The 15,483-nt window shown below is 72.1% G+C and carries 11 protein-coding genes and 1 pseudogene; 7 read left to right on the top strand and 5 right to left on the bottom strand.

Going from position 1 to position 15,483, the window contains the following annotated elements:
- Positions 1-37 precede the first annotated feature (37 nt).
- Positions 38-2,464, bottom strand: coding sequence for a phosphoketolase family protein (locus IE278_RS37840; RefSeq protein ID WP_189779546.1), 2,427 nt, complete (start codon positions 2,462-2,464; stop codon positions 38-40).
- Between the two features lie 421 nt (positions 2,465-2,885).
- On the opposite strand from IE278_RS37840, the gene IE278_RS37835 reads away from it, so the two are divergent.
- The 3 genes from IE278_RS37835 to IE278_RS37825 all read left to right on the top strand — a co-directional run bounded on the left by IE278_RS37835 (position 2,886) and on the right by IE278_RS37825 (position 5,004).
- Positions 2,886-3,500 (top strand): Rv1733c family protein, encoded by a 615-nt coding sequence (locus IE278_RS37835; protein WP_189779545.1) that lies wholly within the window; start codon positions 2,886-2,888, stop codon positions 3,498-3,500.
- A 250-nt stretch (positions 3,501-3,750) separates the two neighbouring features.
- Positions 3,751-4,215 carry a Crp/Fnr family transcriptional regulator gene (locus IE278_RS37830; RefSeq protein ID WP_189779544.1) on the top strand — a complete coding sequence of 155 codons (465 nt, stop codon included), beginning with the start codon at positions 3,751-3,753 and terminating at the stop codon, positions 4,213-4,215.
- 90 nt (positions 4,216-4,305) lie between these two features.
- Entirely contained in the window at positions 4,306-5,004 is a 699-nt protein-coding gene (locus IE278_RS37825; RefSeq protein ID WP_189779543.1) for a response regulator, read from the top strand.
- Positions 5,005-5,065: 61 nt separating this feature from the next.
- Here IE278_RS37825 and IE278_RS37820 read toward each other — a convergent pair.
- Positions 5,066-6,858: pseudogene (locus tag IE278_RS37820) on the bottom strand (sensor histidine kinase).
- A gap of 396 nt (positions 6,859-7,254) precedes the next feature.
- Between IE278_RS37820 and IE278_RS37815 the strand changes: the two are divergent.
- From IE278_RS37815 to IE278_RS37805, 3 genes are all read left to right on the top strand, one after another.
- Positions 7,255-8,223 carry an acetylxylan esterase gene (locus IE278_RS37815; RefSeq protein WP_189779542.1) on the top strand — a complete coding sequence of 323 codons (969 nt, stop codon included), beginning with the start codon at positions 7,255-7,257 and terminating at the stop codon, positions 8,221-8,223.
- Between the two features lie 326 nt (positions 8,224-8,549).
- A complete protein-coding gene (locus IE278_RS37810) occupies positions 8,550-9,704 on the top strand; it encodes a serine hydrolase domain-containing protein (RefSeq protein ID WP_189779541.1) in 1,155 nt (384 codons plus the stop codon).
- Positions 9,705-9,885: 181 nt separating this feature from the next.
- On the top strand, positions 9,886-10,632 hold the full coding sequence (locus IE278_RS37805; protein ID WP_189779540.1) for a GntR family transcriptional regulator: 747 nt from the start codon (positions 9,886-9,888) through the stop codon (positions 10,630-10,632).
- 30 nt (positions 10,633-10,662) lie between these two features.
- Here IE278_RS37805 and IE278_RS37800 read toward each other — a convergent pair whose 3' ends face one another.
- Positions 10,663-12,855: an MMPL family transporter gene (locus tag IE278_RS37800; RefSeq protein ID WP_189779539.1), complete on the bottom strand. Its 2,193-nt coding sequence runs from the start codon at positions 12,853-12,855 to the stop codon at positions 10,663-10,665.
- Positions 12,856-12,966: 111 nt separating this feature from the next.
- On the opposite strand from IE278_RS37800, the gene IE278_RS37795 reads away from it, so the two are divergent.
- Positions 12,967-13,545, top strand: a complete 579-nt coding sequence (locus IE278_RS37795) for a TetR/AcrR family transcriptional regulator (protein ID WP_246571346.1) — start codon at positions 12,967-12,969, stop codon at positions 13,543-13,545.
- A 33-nt stretch (positions 13,546-13,578) separates the two neighbouring features.
- On the opposite strand, the gene IE278_RS37790 is transcribed toward IE278_RS37795, so the two are convergent.
- Together IE278_RS37790 and IE278_RS37785 are read right to left on the bottom strand one after the other, a co-directional pair.
- Complete coding sequence (locus IE278_RS37790; protein WP_189779537.1) at positions 13,579-14,550, bottom strand: anti-sigma factor RsbA family regulatory protein; 972 nt, start codon at positions 14,548-14,550, stop codon at positions 13,579-13,581.
- The gene (locus IE278_RS37785) at positions 14,547-15,452 is read right to left on the bottom strand and encodes an MEDS domain-containing protein (RefSeq protein ID WP_189779536.1); all 906 of its coding nucleotides are present in this window, start codon (positions 15,450-15,452) and stop codon (positions 14,547-14,549) included. Before IE278_RS37785 ends, IE278_RS37790 begins: the two co-directional genes overlap by 4 nt.
- Positions 15,453-15,483: the final 31 nt, after the last annotated feature.

The following is a 15,483-nucleotide window of genomic DNA, read 5'->3' as shown; positions in this document are numbered from 1 at the left end:
TCGGTCTTCGGTCGCTTCGGTCGCGGTCCTCTCGTCGTCAGCCGGACCAGGTCCACTCGGCGACCTCGGGCAGGTCGGTGCCGTGCTCGCGGATCCATGCCTCGTGGCGGGTGTGCATGTCGGCCATCCGCTGCCGTACGGGGGCGGCGCGCACGGCGAGGCCCGGGACGCGGTCGATGACGTCCATGACAAGGCGGTACCGGTCGAGGCCGTTGCGGACGACCATGTCGAAGGGGGTCGTGGTGGTGCCCGACTCCCGGTAGCCGCGCACATGGAGGTTGGCGTGGCCGGTGCGCCGGTAGGCCAGCCGGTGGATCAGCCAGGGATAGCCGTGGTAGGCGAAGATCACGGGTTTGTCCGCGGTGAACAGGGCGTCGTACTCGGAGTCCGCCATTCCGTCCGGGTGTTCGCTCGTCGGCATCAGCCGGGCCATGTCGACGACGTTCACGACGCGGACGGCCAGGTCGGGCAGATGGGTGCGCAACAGCCCGGCGGCGGCGAGCACTTCCTGGGTGGGCACGTCTCCGGCACAGGCCAGTACGACGTCCGGTTCGCGTTCTCCGTTCTCGGTGCCGGCCCACTCCCAGATGCCCGCGCCCCGCGCGCAGTGGGCGCGGGCCTGCTCCATGGACAGCCAGTCGAAGCAGGGCTGCTTACCGGCGACGATGACGTTGACCTTGTCGCGGCTGCGCAGGGTCTGGTCCGCCACGCACAGCAAGGTGTTGGCGTCCGGCGGCAGATAGACCCGTACGACCTCCGGACTCTTGTTGAGGACGTGGTCGACGAAGCCCGGGTCCTGGTGCGAGAAGCCGTTGTGGTCCTGGCGCCAGACGTGCGAGGTCAGCAGGTAGTTGAGGGAGGCGAGCGGCGCCCGCCACGGCAGTTCCCGTGATGTCTTGAGCCACTTGATGTGCTGGTTGACCATGGAGTCGACGATGTGCACGAACGCCTCGTACGACGAGAACAGACCGTGCCGTCCGGTGAGGAGATAGCCCTCCAGCCAGCCCTGGCAGAGGTGTTCGGAGAGCACCTCCAGTACGCGGCCGTCGCGGGCGAGGTGTTCGTCGGTGTCGAGGACTTCCGCCTGCCAGGCCTTGCCGGTCGCCTCGTACAGCGCGCCCAGGCGGTTGGACTCGGTCTCGTCGGGGCCCACCACCCGGAAGTTCCGCCGCTCGGCCGTGTCGGCCATGACACGGGCGAGCATGCCGCCGAGGACCCGGGTGGGCTCGTGGGTGCTCGCGCCTGGCTTGTCCACGGGGACGGCGAAGTCGTCCAGGTCGGGCATGGGCAGCGAACTCAGCAGCAGACCGCCGTTGGTGTGCGGGTTGGCGCCGAGGCGGCGGGTGCCCTCGGGAACGCAGTCGAGGACGAGGCTGGTGGGCCGGCCCTCGGCGTCGAAGAGTTCCTCGGGGCGGTACGAACGCAGCCAGGCCTCCAGCTGCCGCAGGTGCTCGGGGTTCTCGCGGACGCCGGAGAGCGGGACCTGGTGGGAGCGCCAGGTGCCCTCGACCGGCTCGCCGTCGACCTCGGCCGGGCCGGTCCAGCCCTTCGGGGTCCGCAGGACGATCACGGGCCAGCGGGGACGCTCGTTCCCCGCGCTCCTGCCCGTGCCGCCGCGGCTCCCGCCGCCCTGTCCCTTGCCGCCCTGTCCCTTGCCGCTCCGGGCCGTCCCGTGGCCACGGGCCTCCTGCTGGATCCGGGCGATGCGGTCCAGCGCCTGGTCCATCGCCTTCGCGAGTTCGCGGTGTACGCGGCGGGGGTCGTCGCCGGACACATGGATGGGGTCGTGGCCGTAGCCCCGCAGGAGTTCGTCGAGTTCGGCGCGCGGCAGCCGGGCGAGCACCGTGGGGTTGGCGATCTTGTAGCCGTTGAGGTGCAGGACGGGCAGGACGGCGCCGTCGTGCACCGGGTCGAGGAACTTGTTGGAGTGCCAGGAGCCCGCGAGGGGTCCGGTCTCGGCCTCGCCGTCCCCGATCACACAGGTGACCAGCAGGTCGGGGTTGTCGAAGGCCGCCCCGTACGCGTGGGCGAGCGAGTAGCCCAGTTCGCCTCCCTCGTGGAGGGAGCCCGGGGTCTCGGGGGCGACATGGCTGGGGACTCCGCCGGGAAAGGAGAACTGCCGGAAGAGGCGCTCCATGCCGGCGGCGTCCCGCGTGATGTCCGGGTACGTCTGGGTGTAGCTGCCCTCCAGCCAGGAGTTCGCGAGGACCGCGGGGCCGCCGTGGCCGGGGCCCCACACACAGATCGCGTCGAGGTCCCGCTCGGCGACGACACGGTTGAGATGGGTGTGCACCAGGTTGAGGCCGGGTGAGGTGCCCCAGTGTCCGAGCAGCCGCGGCTTGATGTGCTCGGGTTTCAGCGGCTCGGTGAGGAGCGGGTTGGCGAGCAGGTAGATCTGACCGACGGCCAGGTAGTTCGCGGCACGCCAGTGCGCGTCGAGCGCCGCCATGCGGTCCTTGGCCATGGGAAGGGACTCCTGTTCCGAGGGTCTCGGGCGTTGTGAGGGTTCCGGACGTTGCGGGCGTTCCGTGCGGTGCGTGCGTTCTGTGCGGTGCGTGCGTTGCGCTGGTTCCGAGGGGGTGGGACACGGGTTCCACACGAGGCGCCGATCAGTCGTGGAAGGGCGGGTTCTTCGGCCGTTCGTGTGCGGTGGCGCTCACTCCGGACGGTCTCCGGACGGTCTCAGGGCGGTCTCAGGGCGGTGGCTGTCGTGCGGCGGCCGGCCCCGCTGCGGGCGCCCTCGTGACACTCGCACCGGCCACCGACCGGGCGGGAGTGGCGAACCGGCCCCTGGGAGGGTCCGTTCGGCCTACACGGGGCAGACGCACGATGTACGGCGGTGGCTCGGGCGGCGCGGCACGGTCGCGGGTGCTGAGGAGGCGGACATGCGGACGCGGGAACAGCGGGCGAGCGAGAAGCGGGCGCGGGTGATCGGGCGGCGTTGGCGGCACAACCCGCTGTGCCGTCGTACGGACGTGGTGGAGGCGTGGACCGCGCTGGTCGTCTCCGTCGTGCTGTGGACCGGGGCGCCACTGGCCGGGCTGGCGGCGGGCTGGTGGGCGTACGACGGGGCGCGGTCCACGGCGGCGGAGCAGCGGGCCGAACGCCACCGGGTCCTCGCGGAGATCGTCGGGGGATCGCACGCCTCCGCGCCCCGTGGTGAGGGCGACCGGCGGCCGGTCGAGCGGGTGAACGTCCGCTGGACCGAGCCGGGCGAGCGGGCGCGTACGGGTGTGACCCGGGTGCCCGCCGGAGCCGAGGCCGGCGACCGCACGTACATCTGGCTGGACCGCGAGGACCGGATCGTCCCGGCGCCGACGAGCGGCACGGTGGTGTGGCAGCACGCGCTGGCGGTGGGCGCCTGTGCCGCGGGGGTGGCCGTGGCCGGCGTACTGGCCCTGCACGCCCTGATACGCCGGGTCGCCGCACGCCGTCGGCTGGCCGAATGGGAACGGGAGTGGGCCCGTACGGGGCCCGAGTGGACGCGGCACCGGACCTGAGGGCGGACGCGACACCAGGCCTGAGGACGGGAACGCCCGCCGGAGGTCTCAGCCGGCCCGGACTGCTCCGAGGGCCCGGACGGCGACGAGAAGGCGGCCGGTCCGTCCATGACGATCGGGCCCACCAGCCCCGGAGCGGGACCTGTTGGCCCCTGCCGGGACCTGTTGGTCCCTGTCCCCGGCGGGCGGATCCAGGGACCCTGGAGGTGTCCCGACGCGATGTTCGCGGCACTCCAGAAAGGGGACCCGCATGCTCGCAACCTCCACTCCCCGACTGTCCGAGGCCCTGCCCGCCGAGCAGACGCATCGTCTGATGCGGCTCGCACGGGAGGTGTCGTTCCCGACGGGCACGCGCATCTTCGAGGAAGGAGGGCGGGCCGACCACTTCTGGATCGTGCGCACCGGAACCGTAGCCCTCGACCTGCGCGTTCCCGGCGGCCGCTCCCCCGTCATCGACACCCTCGGTTTCGGTGAACTCATCGGCTGGTCCTGGCTGTTCCCGCCCTATGTGTGGCAGCTGGGCGCGGAGGCGGTGTCACCGGTCGAGGCGTACGAGCTGGACGCGTCGACCGTACGACTGATGTGCCAGTCCGACCCCGCCCTCGGCACGGCGGTCGGACAGTGGGTCGGCCGGGTGCTCGCCCGGCGCCTGCACGCCGCCCGCACACGACTGCTCGACCTGTACGCCCCCTACGGCGGCGGTGCTCCCCGCTGAACCCCCGAAGGGGACCGTTCGGCCCTGTCGGGCGTCCGCCCGGTGCGCGACGCTCGGTCGGGACAGCCCAGCCCCCAGGGAGTCGTGGTCATGGCCGAACGTCAGAACGTGCCCGGCAGCGCACCGGTCCGCATCTTCCTTCTCGACGACCACGAGGTCGTGCGCCGGGGGCTGCACGATCTGCTGGACGCCGAGCCCGACCTGGAGGTCGTCGGGGAGGCCGCGACCGGCGCACAGGCGCTGGTCCGCGGACCGGCGCTGCGGCCCGACGTGGCGATCCTGGACGTACGGCTCCCCGACAGCGACGGCATCAGCGTCTGCCGCGAACTTCGTTCCCGCATGCCCGAGTTGGCCTGTCTGATGCTGACGTCCTTCGATGACGACGACGCGCTGCTGGACGCGATCATGGCGGGGGCGGCCGGTTACGTCCTCAAACAGATCAAGGGCTCCGACCTGATCTCGGCGGTCCGCACGGTCGGTGCGGGGCAGTCGATGCTCGATCCGGCGACCACCGGCCGGCTCATGAACACCCTGCGGGCCCCGGCGGGCGACGCCGCGCCGCCCGACGACACGCAGCCGGCGGGCCTGTCCGAGCGCGAGCGCGAGTTCCTCGTCCTCATCGGTGAGGGGCTCACCAACCGGCAGATCGGCCAGCGGCTCTATCTCTCCGAGAAGACCGTCAAGAACGGCATCTCCCGGCTGCTGGCCAAGCTCGGCGTGGAACGGCGCATCCAGGCGGCGGTGCTCGCGGCGCGGCTGCCTCCGCCTCGCCGGACCGGCGAACGGTGAGGTCGGAGCACCGGGCCACCGCATGGCGCCGGCCGCTCGCGGCGTCAGTCGTCACGGGTGCTCAGTGGGTTCCGAGCGGCACCGACCACGTCAGCCTCGTACCGGTGCCGGTGCCGGTGCTGCCTGCGCTCCCGCCGCTGCCCGCGCTTCCGGCGCTGACACCCCGGTAGCCGCCTTCGCCGCCCTCGCCACTGTCGTCACCGCTTTCATTACGCGCCTGACTGCTCGTCAGCAGCAGTTCGCCGCCCCGGCGTCGGGCCCGTTCCGCGAGGTTGCGCAGGCCGCTTCGGCGGCCTTCGCGCCTGTCTGCATGCCCGTGCCGTCGTCGGTGACGGTGAGCGTGAGGTGGCCGTCGCGTACGACGAGGGCGACGTCCACCGCGGTGGCCTTCGCGTGCCGGGCGATGTTGGTGAGGGCCTCGCCCACCACGGCCACGGCGTCCTCGGCGACATCACCGGGAACGTCGACGTCGAGCAGCCCCTCCATCCGCAGGGACGGTGTGAAGCCCAGGACCGCCGACGCCTCCTCCAGGGCGCGCACGACCCGGACACGCAGTCCCACGGCGGCGGTCTCGTGGGCGCGCAGGCCGAAGATGGTGGACCTGATGATCTTGATGGTGGTGTCGAGGTCGTCGACGGCCCGGCCGAGCCGCTCGGCGGCCTGCGGATGCTGGACGAAGCGCTGCGCGCTCTGCAGGGTCATGCCCGTCGCGAACAGCCGCTGGATGGCGAGATCGTGCAGGTCACGGGCGATACGGTCACGGTCCTCCAGCAGGCTCATCTGCTCGGCGTCGCGTCGCCGGTCCGCCAGTTCCATGGCGAGCGCGGCCTGCCCCGCGAAGTTGCGCAGCGACAGGGTCTCCCGCTCGTTGAACGGCGGGCGGCCCGCGCCCCGGGCCAGCATCAGGACGCCGCGCAGCCCGTCGTCCGTGCCCAGGGGCACGGCCACGGCGGGGCCGAGTCCGTCCCAGCGGTCGGGCCCGTAGGTGATCCGCGCGTCCTTGCGCACGTCCGTCGTGGTGACGATGGTGCCCGCCGTCAGCGCGGCGCCCGCGAAAGTCCCTTCCCGTGGCAGCAGCAGGCCCAGATGGGCCTCGGCCTGCTGGCCGCGCGCCAGCGCTCCGCGCAGGTCGCCGGTGCCCTCCACGACCAGGTCGACGACGCCGAGGTCGGCCGCGGTGATCTCCCGGGCGCGTGCCAGCATCACTTCGAGGACCTGTTCCTGGGGCACGTTCGAGAGGAGTTCGCTGGTGATCTCCGCGCCGGCCGCCAGCCAGCGCTCGCGCAGTCGGACCTGTTCGTAGAGGCGGGCGTTCTCGATGGCCACGCCGGCCGCCACGGCCAGCGTCGACAGGACGGCCTCGTCCTCCGGGTCGAACTCGCCGCCGCCGCGCTTCTCGGTGAGGTAGAGATTGCCGAAGACCGTTTCCCGGACGCTGATCGGTACGCCGAGAAAGGTGTGCATCGGCGGGTGGTGGGGCGGAAAGCCGGAGGACGCCGGGTGGCCGGAGAGTTCGGCGAGCCGCAGCGGCTCGGGGTGCCGGATGAGTTCGCCCAGCAGACCGTGTCCGGACGGCAGTTCGCCGATCAGCGCCCATTCCTCGTCGGTGATGCCCACCGGCACGAACTGGTCGAGCTGTCGCTGCTGTCCGATGACGCCGAGGGCCCCGTACTCCGCGTCGACCAGTACGATCGCGGACTCGACGATCCGGCGCAGCACCTGGGCGAGGTCCAGTTCCCGGCCCACGGACAGGACGGCCTCCAGGAGTCCCTGGAGCCGGTCCCGGGTGCCACGGACGGTTTCGATACGCCCCTGGAGCTCGTCGAGCAGTTCGTCGAGCCGCAGCTTCGGCACCCGCTCACGCGCGCCACGGCCACCGTCTCCACGGCCGCCATCTCCACGGCCGCCTTCTCCTCGGTCGACCTCACCGTGGCCGCCCCCACCGGTCCCGCTTCCGCCCCCGCTCATGCGCCCCTCCACATCGGAGGCCGACGAGACGTCATCCCCCGGACTCTCACCGTAACCGGTGAACGCCGCGGTGGCATGGCGGAGTTGGGCCACTCGTACCGGGTCCGTGGCGTAGCCGGGCCTCGACCGGGACGCTCGGCACGCCGGCGAACGCCACCTCGTGCAGCGCGGCCAGGGCCGTCGGCCGGTCCCTGGACATGGCCTGGCGGCCTTCGGACACCACCCGTACCGTGTGGATCATCCGCACCCTTACCCGTATACCCGTAGCAAAGGCGGTCCTCCATGGCCTTGTTCGACCTCCCTCTCGATCAGCTGCGGGACTATCGCAGCGCGTCCGTGGAGCCCGAGGACTTCGACGCCTTCTGGGAGAAGACGCTGGAGGAGGCGCGCGAGCACGACCTGGACGCCCGCTTCGAGCCGGTCGAGACGCATCTGCGGAACGTCACGGTGTACGACGTCACGTTCGCGGGGTTCGGCGGTCACCCGGTGAAGGGCTGGCTGGTCCTCCCGGCCGGGGCGGACGCTCCGCTGCCCGCGGTCGTGGAGTTCATCGGGTACGGGGGTGGCCGCGGTCTCTCGCACACCCACCTGCTGTGGGCCTCGGCCGGGTTCGCGCACTTCGTGATGGACACGCGGGGGCAGGGCGGTGCGTGGGGCGGTGGCGGTGACACCCCCGACCCGGTGGGCAGCGTGCCCGCGTATCCCGGGTTCATGACGCGGGGGATCGACGCGCCCGAGAACTACTACTACCGGCGGGTGTTCACCGACGGGGTGCGGGCCGTGGAGGCCGCGCGTTCGCATCCGCTGGTCGACGCGTCGCGGACGGCGGTCGTCGGGACGAGTCAGGGGGGCGGGATCTCGATCGCGGTGGGCGGGCTGGTGCCGGATCTTGTGGCGGTCGCGCCGGATGTGCCGTTCCTGTGCGACTACCCGCGCGCGACGAGGCTGACGGATCGGGATCCGTATCGGGAGATCGGCAACTACCTGAAGACGCATCGCGGGCGGACCGGGGCGGTGCTGCGCACACTGTCGTACTTCGACGGGGTGCACTTCGCTGCGCGGGGGCGGGCTCCCGCGCTGTTCTCCGCGGCGCTGGAGGATCAGACGTGTCCGCCGTCCACGGTGTTCGCCGCGTTCAACGCGTGGGGGCATGGGGACAAGGGGATCGAGGTGTACGACTTCAACGACCACGAGGGTGGGGGGCCGTACCAGGAGGCGGTCAAGTTGGCTTGGCTGCCGGCGTATTTCTGAACGTGGCTCGTAGTCGGGTGACGCGTGAGTGCGGGTCCGCCGCGGCTGGGGTCGCGCAGTTCCCCGCGCCCCTCGGGGAGTGGAGTGGCAAGCCGCCTGGTGAGTGCGGGTTCGCCGGTGCTGGACGCGCAGTTCCCCGCGCCCCTTGGGGAGTGGGGCGGCAGGGCACCTTATGAGTGCGGGTCTGTCGTGGCTGGGCGCGCAGTTCCCCGCGCTCCTCAGGGGCCCGCCCTGACCGGACGCTTCCATGCCGTCCGACCAGTCGGTATGTTGCGGGGAGGCGGGGTGTTCGTCGGCCCGGCCTTCCGGCTGATGACGGGGGAGCCATGTTTCAGGTCCAGGGGCATTGCGCCACGCGGTTCGCGGCTGTACGTGACGCGTTCGAGGGGAACTTCCGCGAGCGCGGGGAGCTGGGTGCGGCCGTGGCCGTCACGGTGGGCGGTGAGACCGTCGTGGATCTGTGGGGCGGCTGGGCCGACGCCGCCGGGACCCGTGCGTGGGAGCGGGACACGCTCGTCAACGTGTGGTCGACCTCGAAAGGACCGACCGCGCTGTGCGCGCACATCCTGGCCGACCGCGGGCTCCTCGACCTGGACGCCCCGGTGGCCGCGTACTGGCCGGAGTTCGCGGCGGCGGGCAAGGAGTCGGTGCTCGTACGGCATCTGCTGTCCCACCGGGCGGGGCTCGCCGGGCTGCGCGAGCCGCACTCGCTGGAGCAGCTCCTCGACTGGGAGCTGACCACGAAGCGGCTCGCGGCGACGGAGCCCTGGTGGGAGCCGGGGACGGCGTCGGGGTATCACGCGCTGACCTACGGCTTCCTGGTGGGCGAAGTGGTGCGCCGCGTCTCGGGGTTGCTGCCGGGCGCGTTCCTGCGGCGGGAGGTGACCGGCCCCCTCGGCATCGACTTCGGCATCGGACTGCCGGAGAAGGACGCCGGGCGCGCGGCCGAACTGGTGCATCCCCCGACCGCCGAGCCCGGTGAACAGGCGGCGATCTTCAGCCAGTTGGCGCCGGTGGCGCTGGCCGCGCTGACGAACCCGGTGGCGGGCGCGCGCGAGGCCAACACGGCGGCGTGGCGGGCCGCCGAACTGCCCGCCGCCAACGGACACGGCACGGCCCGTGCGGTCGCCGCGCTGTACGGGATCTTCGCCGGCCGGGGCTCGTACGGGGCGCACCGCGTCCTGTCCCCCGAGGCCGCCGAGCGGGTCCGCGAGGGCCAGGGCGTCTGCCGCGACCTGGTGCTCGGCGCGGGCCTGGAGGGCGAGACGGAGATCGGCCTGGGTCTCTGGCTCAGCGGCTCCCGCCACTCCTACGGCCCCAATCCCCGGGCTGTCGGGCACGACGGCTTCGGGGGTTCCTGCGGGCTGGCCGACCCGGAGGCGGGTGTCTCGCTGGGGTACGTCATGAACCGGATGGGGCCGCACATCGCCGACGACCCGCGGAAGACGGCCCTCGTCGACGCCCTCTACAGCGCGCTCTGAGGGCGGGTGCGGACGGGTTGAAACCGGCCGATCCGCGGGGACGCACTTCCAGCATGGTTTAGACCAATGCTAGAGATGGTCGCGTACGAGGAACCGCGCCTTCCAGCCTCATGACCAGGGCTGCGGGGGCGCGGGTCCACAGCCCGCACGGCTACGTCTCTGTCACAAGGGGAGCGCGGACATGGCCCGCAGCACCACGCACGATGACCCTCAGCCGCTGTACTCGCGGATCGCCTCCGAGTTGCTCGGGGCCCTGCGCGACGGATCCGTTCCGCCCGGCGAACGACTGCCGGGCGAGAGGCAGTTGGCGGCGCACTTCGGAGCCAGCCGGGAGACGGTCCGGCAGGCCCTGGACCTGCTTCGCCGGGACGGCCTGGTCTCCACCGACCGGCGCGGCACCCATGCGAAGCTGCCCGGCCTGCCGGTCGGGCACCTGCCGTCGCTCGGTTTTCCGCTCGGCGCCGACACGACCCCGTCCCGCGCCGTCGACCGTGCCACCGTGGCCTGGGAGACTCCCCCGCCGGAGCACGCGGCGGCGCTGGGCCTGGCCCCGTGGCGGCCGACGCTGGTGCACCGCTACGAGTCCGCCGCGCCGGACGGGCCCGGGCGGCGGACAGCGGTGACGTCGTTCTCGGCGGTCGCGCTCTCGGAGGTCGAGGAACTGGCCCGCTACCGCGACCGCGCCGACGGCAGGTCGTCGGCGCAGTTGCGGCGTGTGTACGACTGGATGCGCCGGGCGGGGCTGACCCTGCACCACCGCGACTCCATCACCGGGCCCGGGGACGCGGCCTCGGTGCGGGTGACGCGGCGGGTGCACGACCAGTACGCCCGCCCCCTGGAGATCACCGATCTGGTGGTGAACGCCCAACAGGAGGCCCTCGTCTACGAGTTCACGTTGCCGGCGGTGGCCGAGCCGCACGGGTCGTAGCGGCCGGCCGGCGGGCGCGCGGGTCCCCGGTCAGCGGGAACCGGGGGCGCCGACCGCCTCGCGGTGTTCGTCCTCCTGTCCGGCCGGGGCGCGCTGCGGGAGTTTGGCGCCCTCGATGTCGACGTCGGGCGTGATCCGGTCGAGCCAGCCGGGCAGTCCCCAGGCGCGGCGGCCGATGAGGGCCATGGTGGCCGGGACGAGGGTCATCCGGACCACGAACGCGTCGACGAGGACACCGAAGGACAGCGCGAAGCCTATGGACTTGATGATCGGGTCGTGGTTGAAGACGAAGCCGCCGAAGACCGCGACCATGATCAGCGCGGCGGCGCTCACCACCCGGCCGCTGCGCGCCACTCCGTGGACGATGGCCTCGGACGCGCTGCCCGTGCGCTCGTAGTGCTCGCGCATCCGGCTGACCAGGAAGACCTCGTAGTCCATGGCCAGCCCGAAGAGGACGCCGATGAGGAGGACGGGGAGGAAGCTGGTGACGGGTCCGGCGGACGGGATGTCGAGGACGCCGTTGAGGTGACCGTTCTGGAAGACCCACACGGTGGCGCCGAGGGACGCGGCGACCGACAGCAGGAAGCCGAGGGCGGCCTTGACCGGGACCAGCAGGGACCGGAAGGCGATGGTCAGCAGGATCAGCGCCAGGATCACGATGATGGCGATGAACAGCGGCAGGGCGTCGGACAGTTTGCCCGCGACGTCGATGGCCGCGGCGGTGGCGCCGGCGATGTAGAGGGTGCCGCCCGCCTTGTCGACGCCGGGCGCGTTCTCCCGCAGCCGGTGCACCAGGTCCGTGGTGGCCTGGGCGTCCGGGCCGGTCTTCGGCACGACGGCGACGACCGCGAGGCTGGAGTCGGGGTTGGTCACCGGCTTGGCGACGGCGGCGACTCCGGAGTCGGCGGCCAGGCTCGTACGCAGCCGGGTGAGCGTCTCGGTGCGCTCGGCGGCCGGTATCCCACTGGTGTCGACGACGGCGGTGACGGTCGCGTTGAAGCCGACTCCGAAGCCCTCGCTCAGCAGGTCATAACTCTTGTGCTGGGTGCTCTCGACGGGCTGGGAGGCGTATCCGGGCAGGCCCAGGCGCAGATCGCGGGCGGGCAGGGCGAGCGCGAGCAGCCCGACCACACCCACCAGGAGAACGATCACGGGCTTGCCGGTGACCAGCCGGGCCCAGCCCAGGGCCCAGGAACCGGGGGCGCGCTCGGAGCGGCGGGGGCGCGGGCGCTCGCCGAACATCCCCAGCACCGCGGGGACCAGGCTGATGGCGATGAGCACGGCGAGCAGGACGGTCACGGCGGCGGCCAGGCCCATGATCGTGAGGAACGGTATGCCGGTGACCGCCAGCGCGGCGAGCGCGATGATCACGGTCGCTCCGGCGAAGACGACCGCACCGCCCGCGGTGGCCACGGCCCGTGCGATGGAGTCCTCGACGTCCATGTCGGGGTCGGCGAGCTGTTCGCGGTGGCGGGAGAGGATGAACAGGGCGTAGTCGATGCCCACCGCCAGGCCGATCATGAGGGCGAGCACGGTGGCGGTGCTGGTCATCTCCACGAAGCGGGAGACGAACTGGACGCCCAGCACGCCGATCGCGACTCCCACGACGGCGGTCAGCAGCGGGAGTCCGGCCGCGATCAGTGAGCCCAGGGCGAGGGCCAGGACGGCGAAGGCGATGACGACGCCCACGATCTCCGCCGGACCGCCGACCTCGGTCTTCGGCTGCATCGCCGAGCCGCCGAACTCGACGTCGAGGCCGGCGTCCCTGGCCTGCTCCATCGCGTCGTCCAGGGCGGTCTTGGATGTCTCGGGCACGTTGTCGGCCGACTCGCGGAACAGGACGTCCGCGTAGCCGATGCGGCTGTCCTGCGAGACCGTGCCGGTCCTGGCGGGATCGGAGACGTTCAGGACGCCGGGTACCGCCGCGGCCTTCTTGAGGCTCCCGGTGAGGGCCGCCTTCGCCTCGGACCCGGTGAGCCTGTCGCCCTCGGGGGCGGCGAACACGACCCGCGCCACTCCGCCCGCGGCGGTCGGGAACTTCTCCTGCAGCAGGTCCTGGGCCTGCTGGGACTCGATCCCCGGCACCGAGAACTCGGTGCTGACCTTGCCGTGCAGGGTGATCCCGAGGCCTCCGACCACACCGAGCAGCAGCAGCCAGACGGCCAGGACCCTGCCCCGGCGGCGTACCGCCCATCGTCCCCAGGTGTACAGGCGTGACGCCATGCCGACTTCCTCCCACTCCCCGCGGGTCCCCGGTCGGACCGCGACATCTCTACACCCTAAAGCATTTTTACAGTCCGATGTAAATTAGCCATGGATGGTAAAGTGGGGGTCATGATGAGTGACGGCCTACGGGAACGCAGCAAGGCGCGACGCCGGGAGGCGATCGTCCGCGCGGCCTACGAGCTGTTCGCCGACCGCGGGTTCGAGGCGACGACGATCGCCGACATCGCGGCGGCGGCGGAGGTCTCACCGCGCACGGTGACGCTGTACTTCCCCTCCAAGCTGGAACTGGCGATGTCGGAGTTCGACTCCGTCACCGACCGGGTCAGGACCGCCGTGCACGACCGGGAGCCGGGCCTGACGATCCTGGACGCGCTGGAGCGCTGGCTGCGCGAGGAGATCGCCGGCCCCAGGGGCTTGGCCGACCTCACCGACCGCGTGCTGGAGCTGAACCCGCAGTTGCGCGCAGTGGCCGAGGCGCGGCTGACGGAGGTCATCAAGTTCGGCGCGAAGATCCTCGCCGAGGAGCAGGGCAGCTCCCCCGACGACTTCGGCCCGCGTATGGCGTCGGCCGCCGCCGCCGCGGTGGTCAGCGAAGTGTGCTACCGGCCCCAGGAGGCCGACATCGACACGGCGATGGCCTTCCTGCGCGCCGGACTCGCGACCCTGCCGCCCGGCCCGGCCTCCTGAGGTACGCGTCCCGCGACCGCCGTCGCGGGACGGTCACACGGTCACCGCTCTCTTGAAGTACAGGCGCACGATCGAGCCCGCGGGATCGAAGGTCTCCGTGAGCAGATCGCTCAACTGCCGCACCACCCACATCCCGTGGCCGCGCACGGCCCGGCGGTCCGGCGGCAGATGCCCGGGGAAGGGCGGCACCGGGGTCGTCGGTTTCACCGCACCGATGTCGCAGACCTCGCAGATCACGTACTCACGGTCGTTGCGCAGCCGCAGGACACCCCGGCCGCCGCCGTGGCGCACGGAGTTGACCACCACCTCGTGCACCGCGGCGACCATGTCGTGCGTCCGCTGCTCGGGCACCCCGAGGGCACGGGCGTAGCTGCGCAGGGCGTGCCGTACGTGCGCCGACCGGTCGCGGCCGAAGGGGATGTCGTCACGTCCTGCGGGCAGTTCGCCGGGCTCCGCCGCGTCGCACTCGGCGCAGAAGTCGGCCGGGTCCGCATAGCGGTCGCTGGGTGTCGTCCCGCCTGCCCCCAGGGCGAGTTCGGGATGGGTACGGGTCACCGAACGGACCACCGCGGCCGGCAGGACCCGGGTGTCGTACGGGCAGAGTAGCCGGTGGCCGGTGCCCGCGAACGCCACGTTGACCAGGGATTCGTAGCGCATCCACGCACGTGTCTCCAATTCCGTACGCCCCTGCCAGACGGGCTCCCCGATGATCCTGACCCGGGAGGGGCGCCCCGCCCCGTCCGTGCCGCGCTCCGCGCAGTAGGCGTGGTAGCGGCCCAGGGTGCGGGAGGGGCAGCCGTACCAGTCGTCGGCGCGGACGAACTCCACCTCGCACGAACGGCGGCCGAGCGCACGGGTGAGGAGGCCGATGTTCCGGGGCGCGAGGACCGCGAGGACGGTGTCGCCTGCGTGCAGGCCGTCCAGGGCGAAGGGGGCCGCGCCGCCGAGGAAGTCCTCGTCCGATCCGTAACACAGCGCCTGGTGGACGAACCCCGGACGCGTCATGAAATCGCTCCCTCCCTCACCTCGCCCTTGCCCAGGCGCAGACCGGGGATCCTGTCCCAGCCGGTCACACGCATGAGCCGCTGGATGTGCGGGGCGACGCCGTGCAGGACCAGGGTGCCGCCGGACGTGTGCAGGGACAGGGCCGAGAAGACCAGCAGGCGCAGCGCGCCGACGTCGATGAACGCCAGCTCCCGCAGGTCGAGCCGGATGCTCGTGCCGTTGGCCGTACGGGCCCGGGCGCGGGCCGTCTCGGCCTGCAGGGCGCGGGCCAGGGCCGTCACGTTCGTGTCGTCCACCTCGCCGAGGAGCGCCAGGCCCGGCGGGGCGAAGGTGCGCGTGATGGAGAGCAGTTCGTCGCGCCACACCAGGTCGGCGGCGACCCTCCCGTGGTGCAGCCCGTCGAGCGGGGCCAGTTCGCCGTCGTCGAAGACCCTGCGGTCGTACTGGCAGATCCCGAGGACCGGCAGCGACGCGAAGACGGGTTCCAGGAGGAGTTCGCTGTCGTGCAGCGTCTTGAGTCCTTTGCCCGCCTGACCTCGCATGATCTCCATGCTGACGCGCAGGCCGAGATAGCCGTCCCCGACCGCGCGGCGCGTCTCACGGCGGATCACCTCGTCGAGGTCCCACAGCCCCTCGGGCGTGCCGAGGTGCGGGTCCACCGTCAGCCGGCCGGCGGCGAGTTCGTCGTCGACGGCGCAGCCGCGGGACTCCAGGAACGTGAGCGCGAGCTCGGCCGGCAGATCGGCCGGCCCGAGGACCAGTCCCCGGTGCCCACTGGCGAGCCCGTCGAGGAGAAACGAGGCCACCACCGTCTCGCGCTCCTCGTCCGCGTCGTAGCCGAGCAGCAGATGGTCTCCGGCGCGCATCTCTCCGACCGCTCTGAGCGCGGGCACAACTTCCATTTCCCGCACCTCCCAGATCTCCCGCTCGGTG

Source organism: Streptomyces tauricus (genome assembly GCF_014650955.1).
Lineage (GTDB): Bacteria > Actinomycetota > Actinomycetes > Streptomycetales > Streptomycetaceae > Streptomyces > Streptomyces tauricus.
Note: the sequence above shows the minus strand (reverse complement) of the source record. Positions and strands in the feature narration are given on the sequence as shown.

What these genes read in the sequence shown, in the direction of transcription:
- IE278_RS37840 (WP_189779546.1), bottom strand. Translation starts at nt 2,464, where the DNA reads ATGGCCAAGGACCGCATGGCGGCGCTCGACGCGCACTGGCGTGCCGCG.
- IE278_RS37835 (WP_189779545.1), top strand. Translation starts at nt 2,886, where the DNA reads ATGCGGACGCGGGAACAGCGGGCGAGCGAGAAGCGGGCGCGGGTGATC.
- IE278_RS37830 (WP_189779544.1), top strand. Translation starts at nt 3,751, where the DNA reads ATGCTCGCAACCTCCACTCCCCGACTGTCCGAGGCCCTGCCCGCCGAG.
- IE278_RS37825 (WP_189779543.1), top strand. Translation starts at nt 4,306, where the DNA reads ATGGCCGAACGTCAGAACGTGCCCGGCAGCGCACCGGTCCGCATCTTC.
- IE278_RS37815 (WP_189779542.1), top strand. Translation starts at nt 7,255, where the DNA reads ATGGCCTTGTTCGACCTCCCTCTCGATCAGCTGCGGGACTATCGCAGC.
- IE278_RS37810 (WP_189779541.1), top strand. Translation starts at nt 8,550, where the DNA reads ATGTTTCAGGTCCAGGGGCATTGCGCCACGCGGTTCGCGGCTGTACGT.
- IE278_RS37805 (WP_189779540.1), top strand. Translation starts at nt 9,886, where the DNA reads ATGGCCCGCAGCACCACGCACGATGACCCTCAGCCGCTGTACTCGCGG.
- IE278_RS37800 (WP_189779539.1), bottom strand. Translation starts at nt 12,855, where the DNA reads ATGGCGTCACGCCTGTACACCTGGGGACGATGGGCGGTACGCCGCCGG.
- IE278_RS37795 (WP_246571346.1), top strand. Translation starts at nt 12,967, where the DNA reads ATGATGAGTGACGGCCTACGGGAACGCAGCAAGGCGCGACGCCGGGAG.
- IE278_RS37790 (WP_189779537.1), bottom strand. Translation starts at nt 14,550, where the DNA reads ATGACGCGTCCGGGGTTCGTCCACCAGGCGCTGTGTTACGGATCGGAC.
- IE278_RS37785 (WP_189779536.1), bottom strand. Translation starts at nt 15,452, where the DNA reads ATGGAAGTTGTGCCCGCGCTCAGAGCGGTCGGAGAGATGCGCGCCGGA.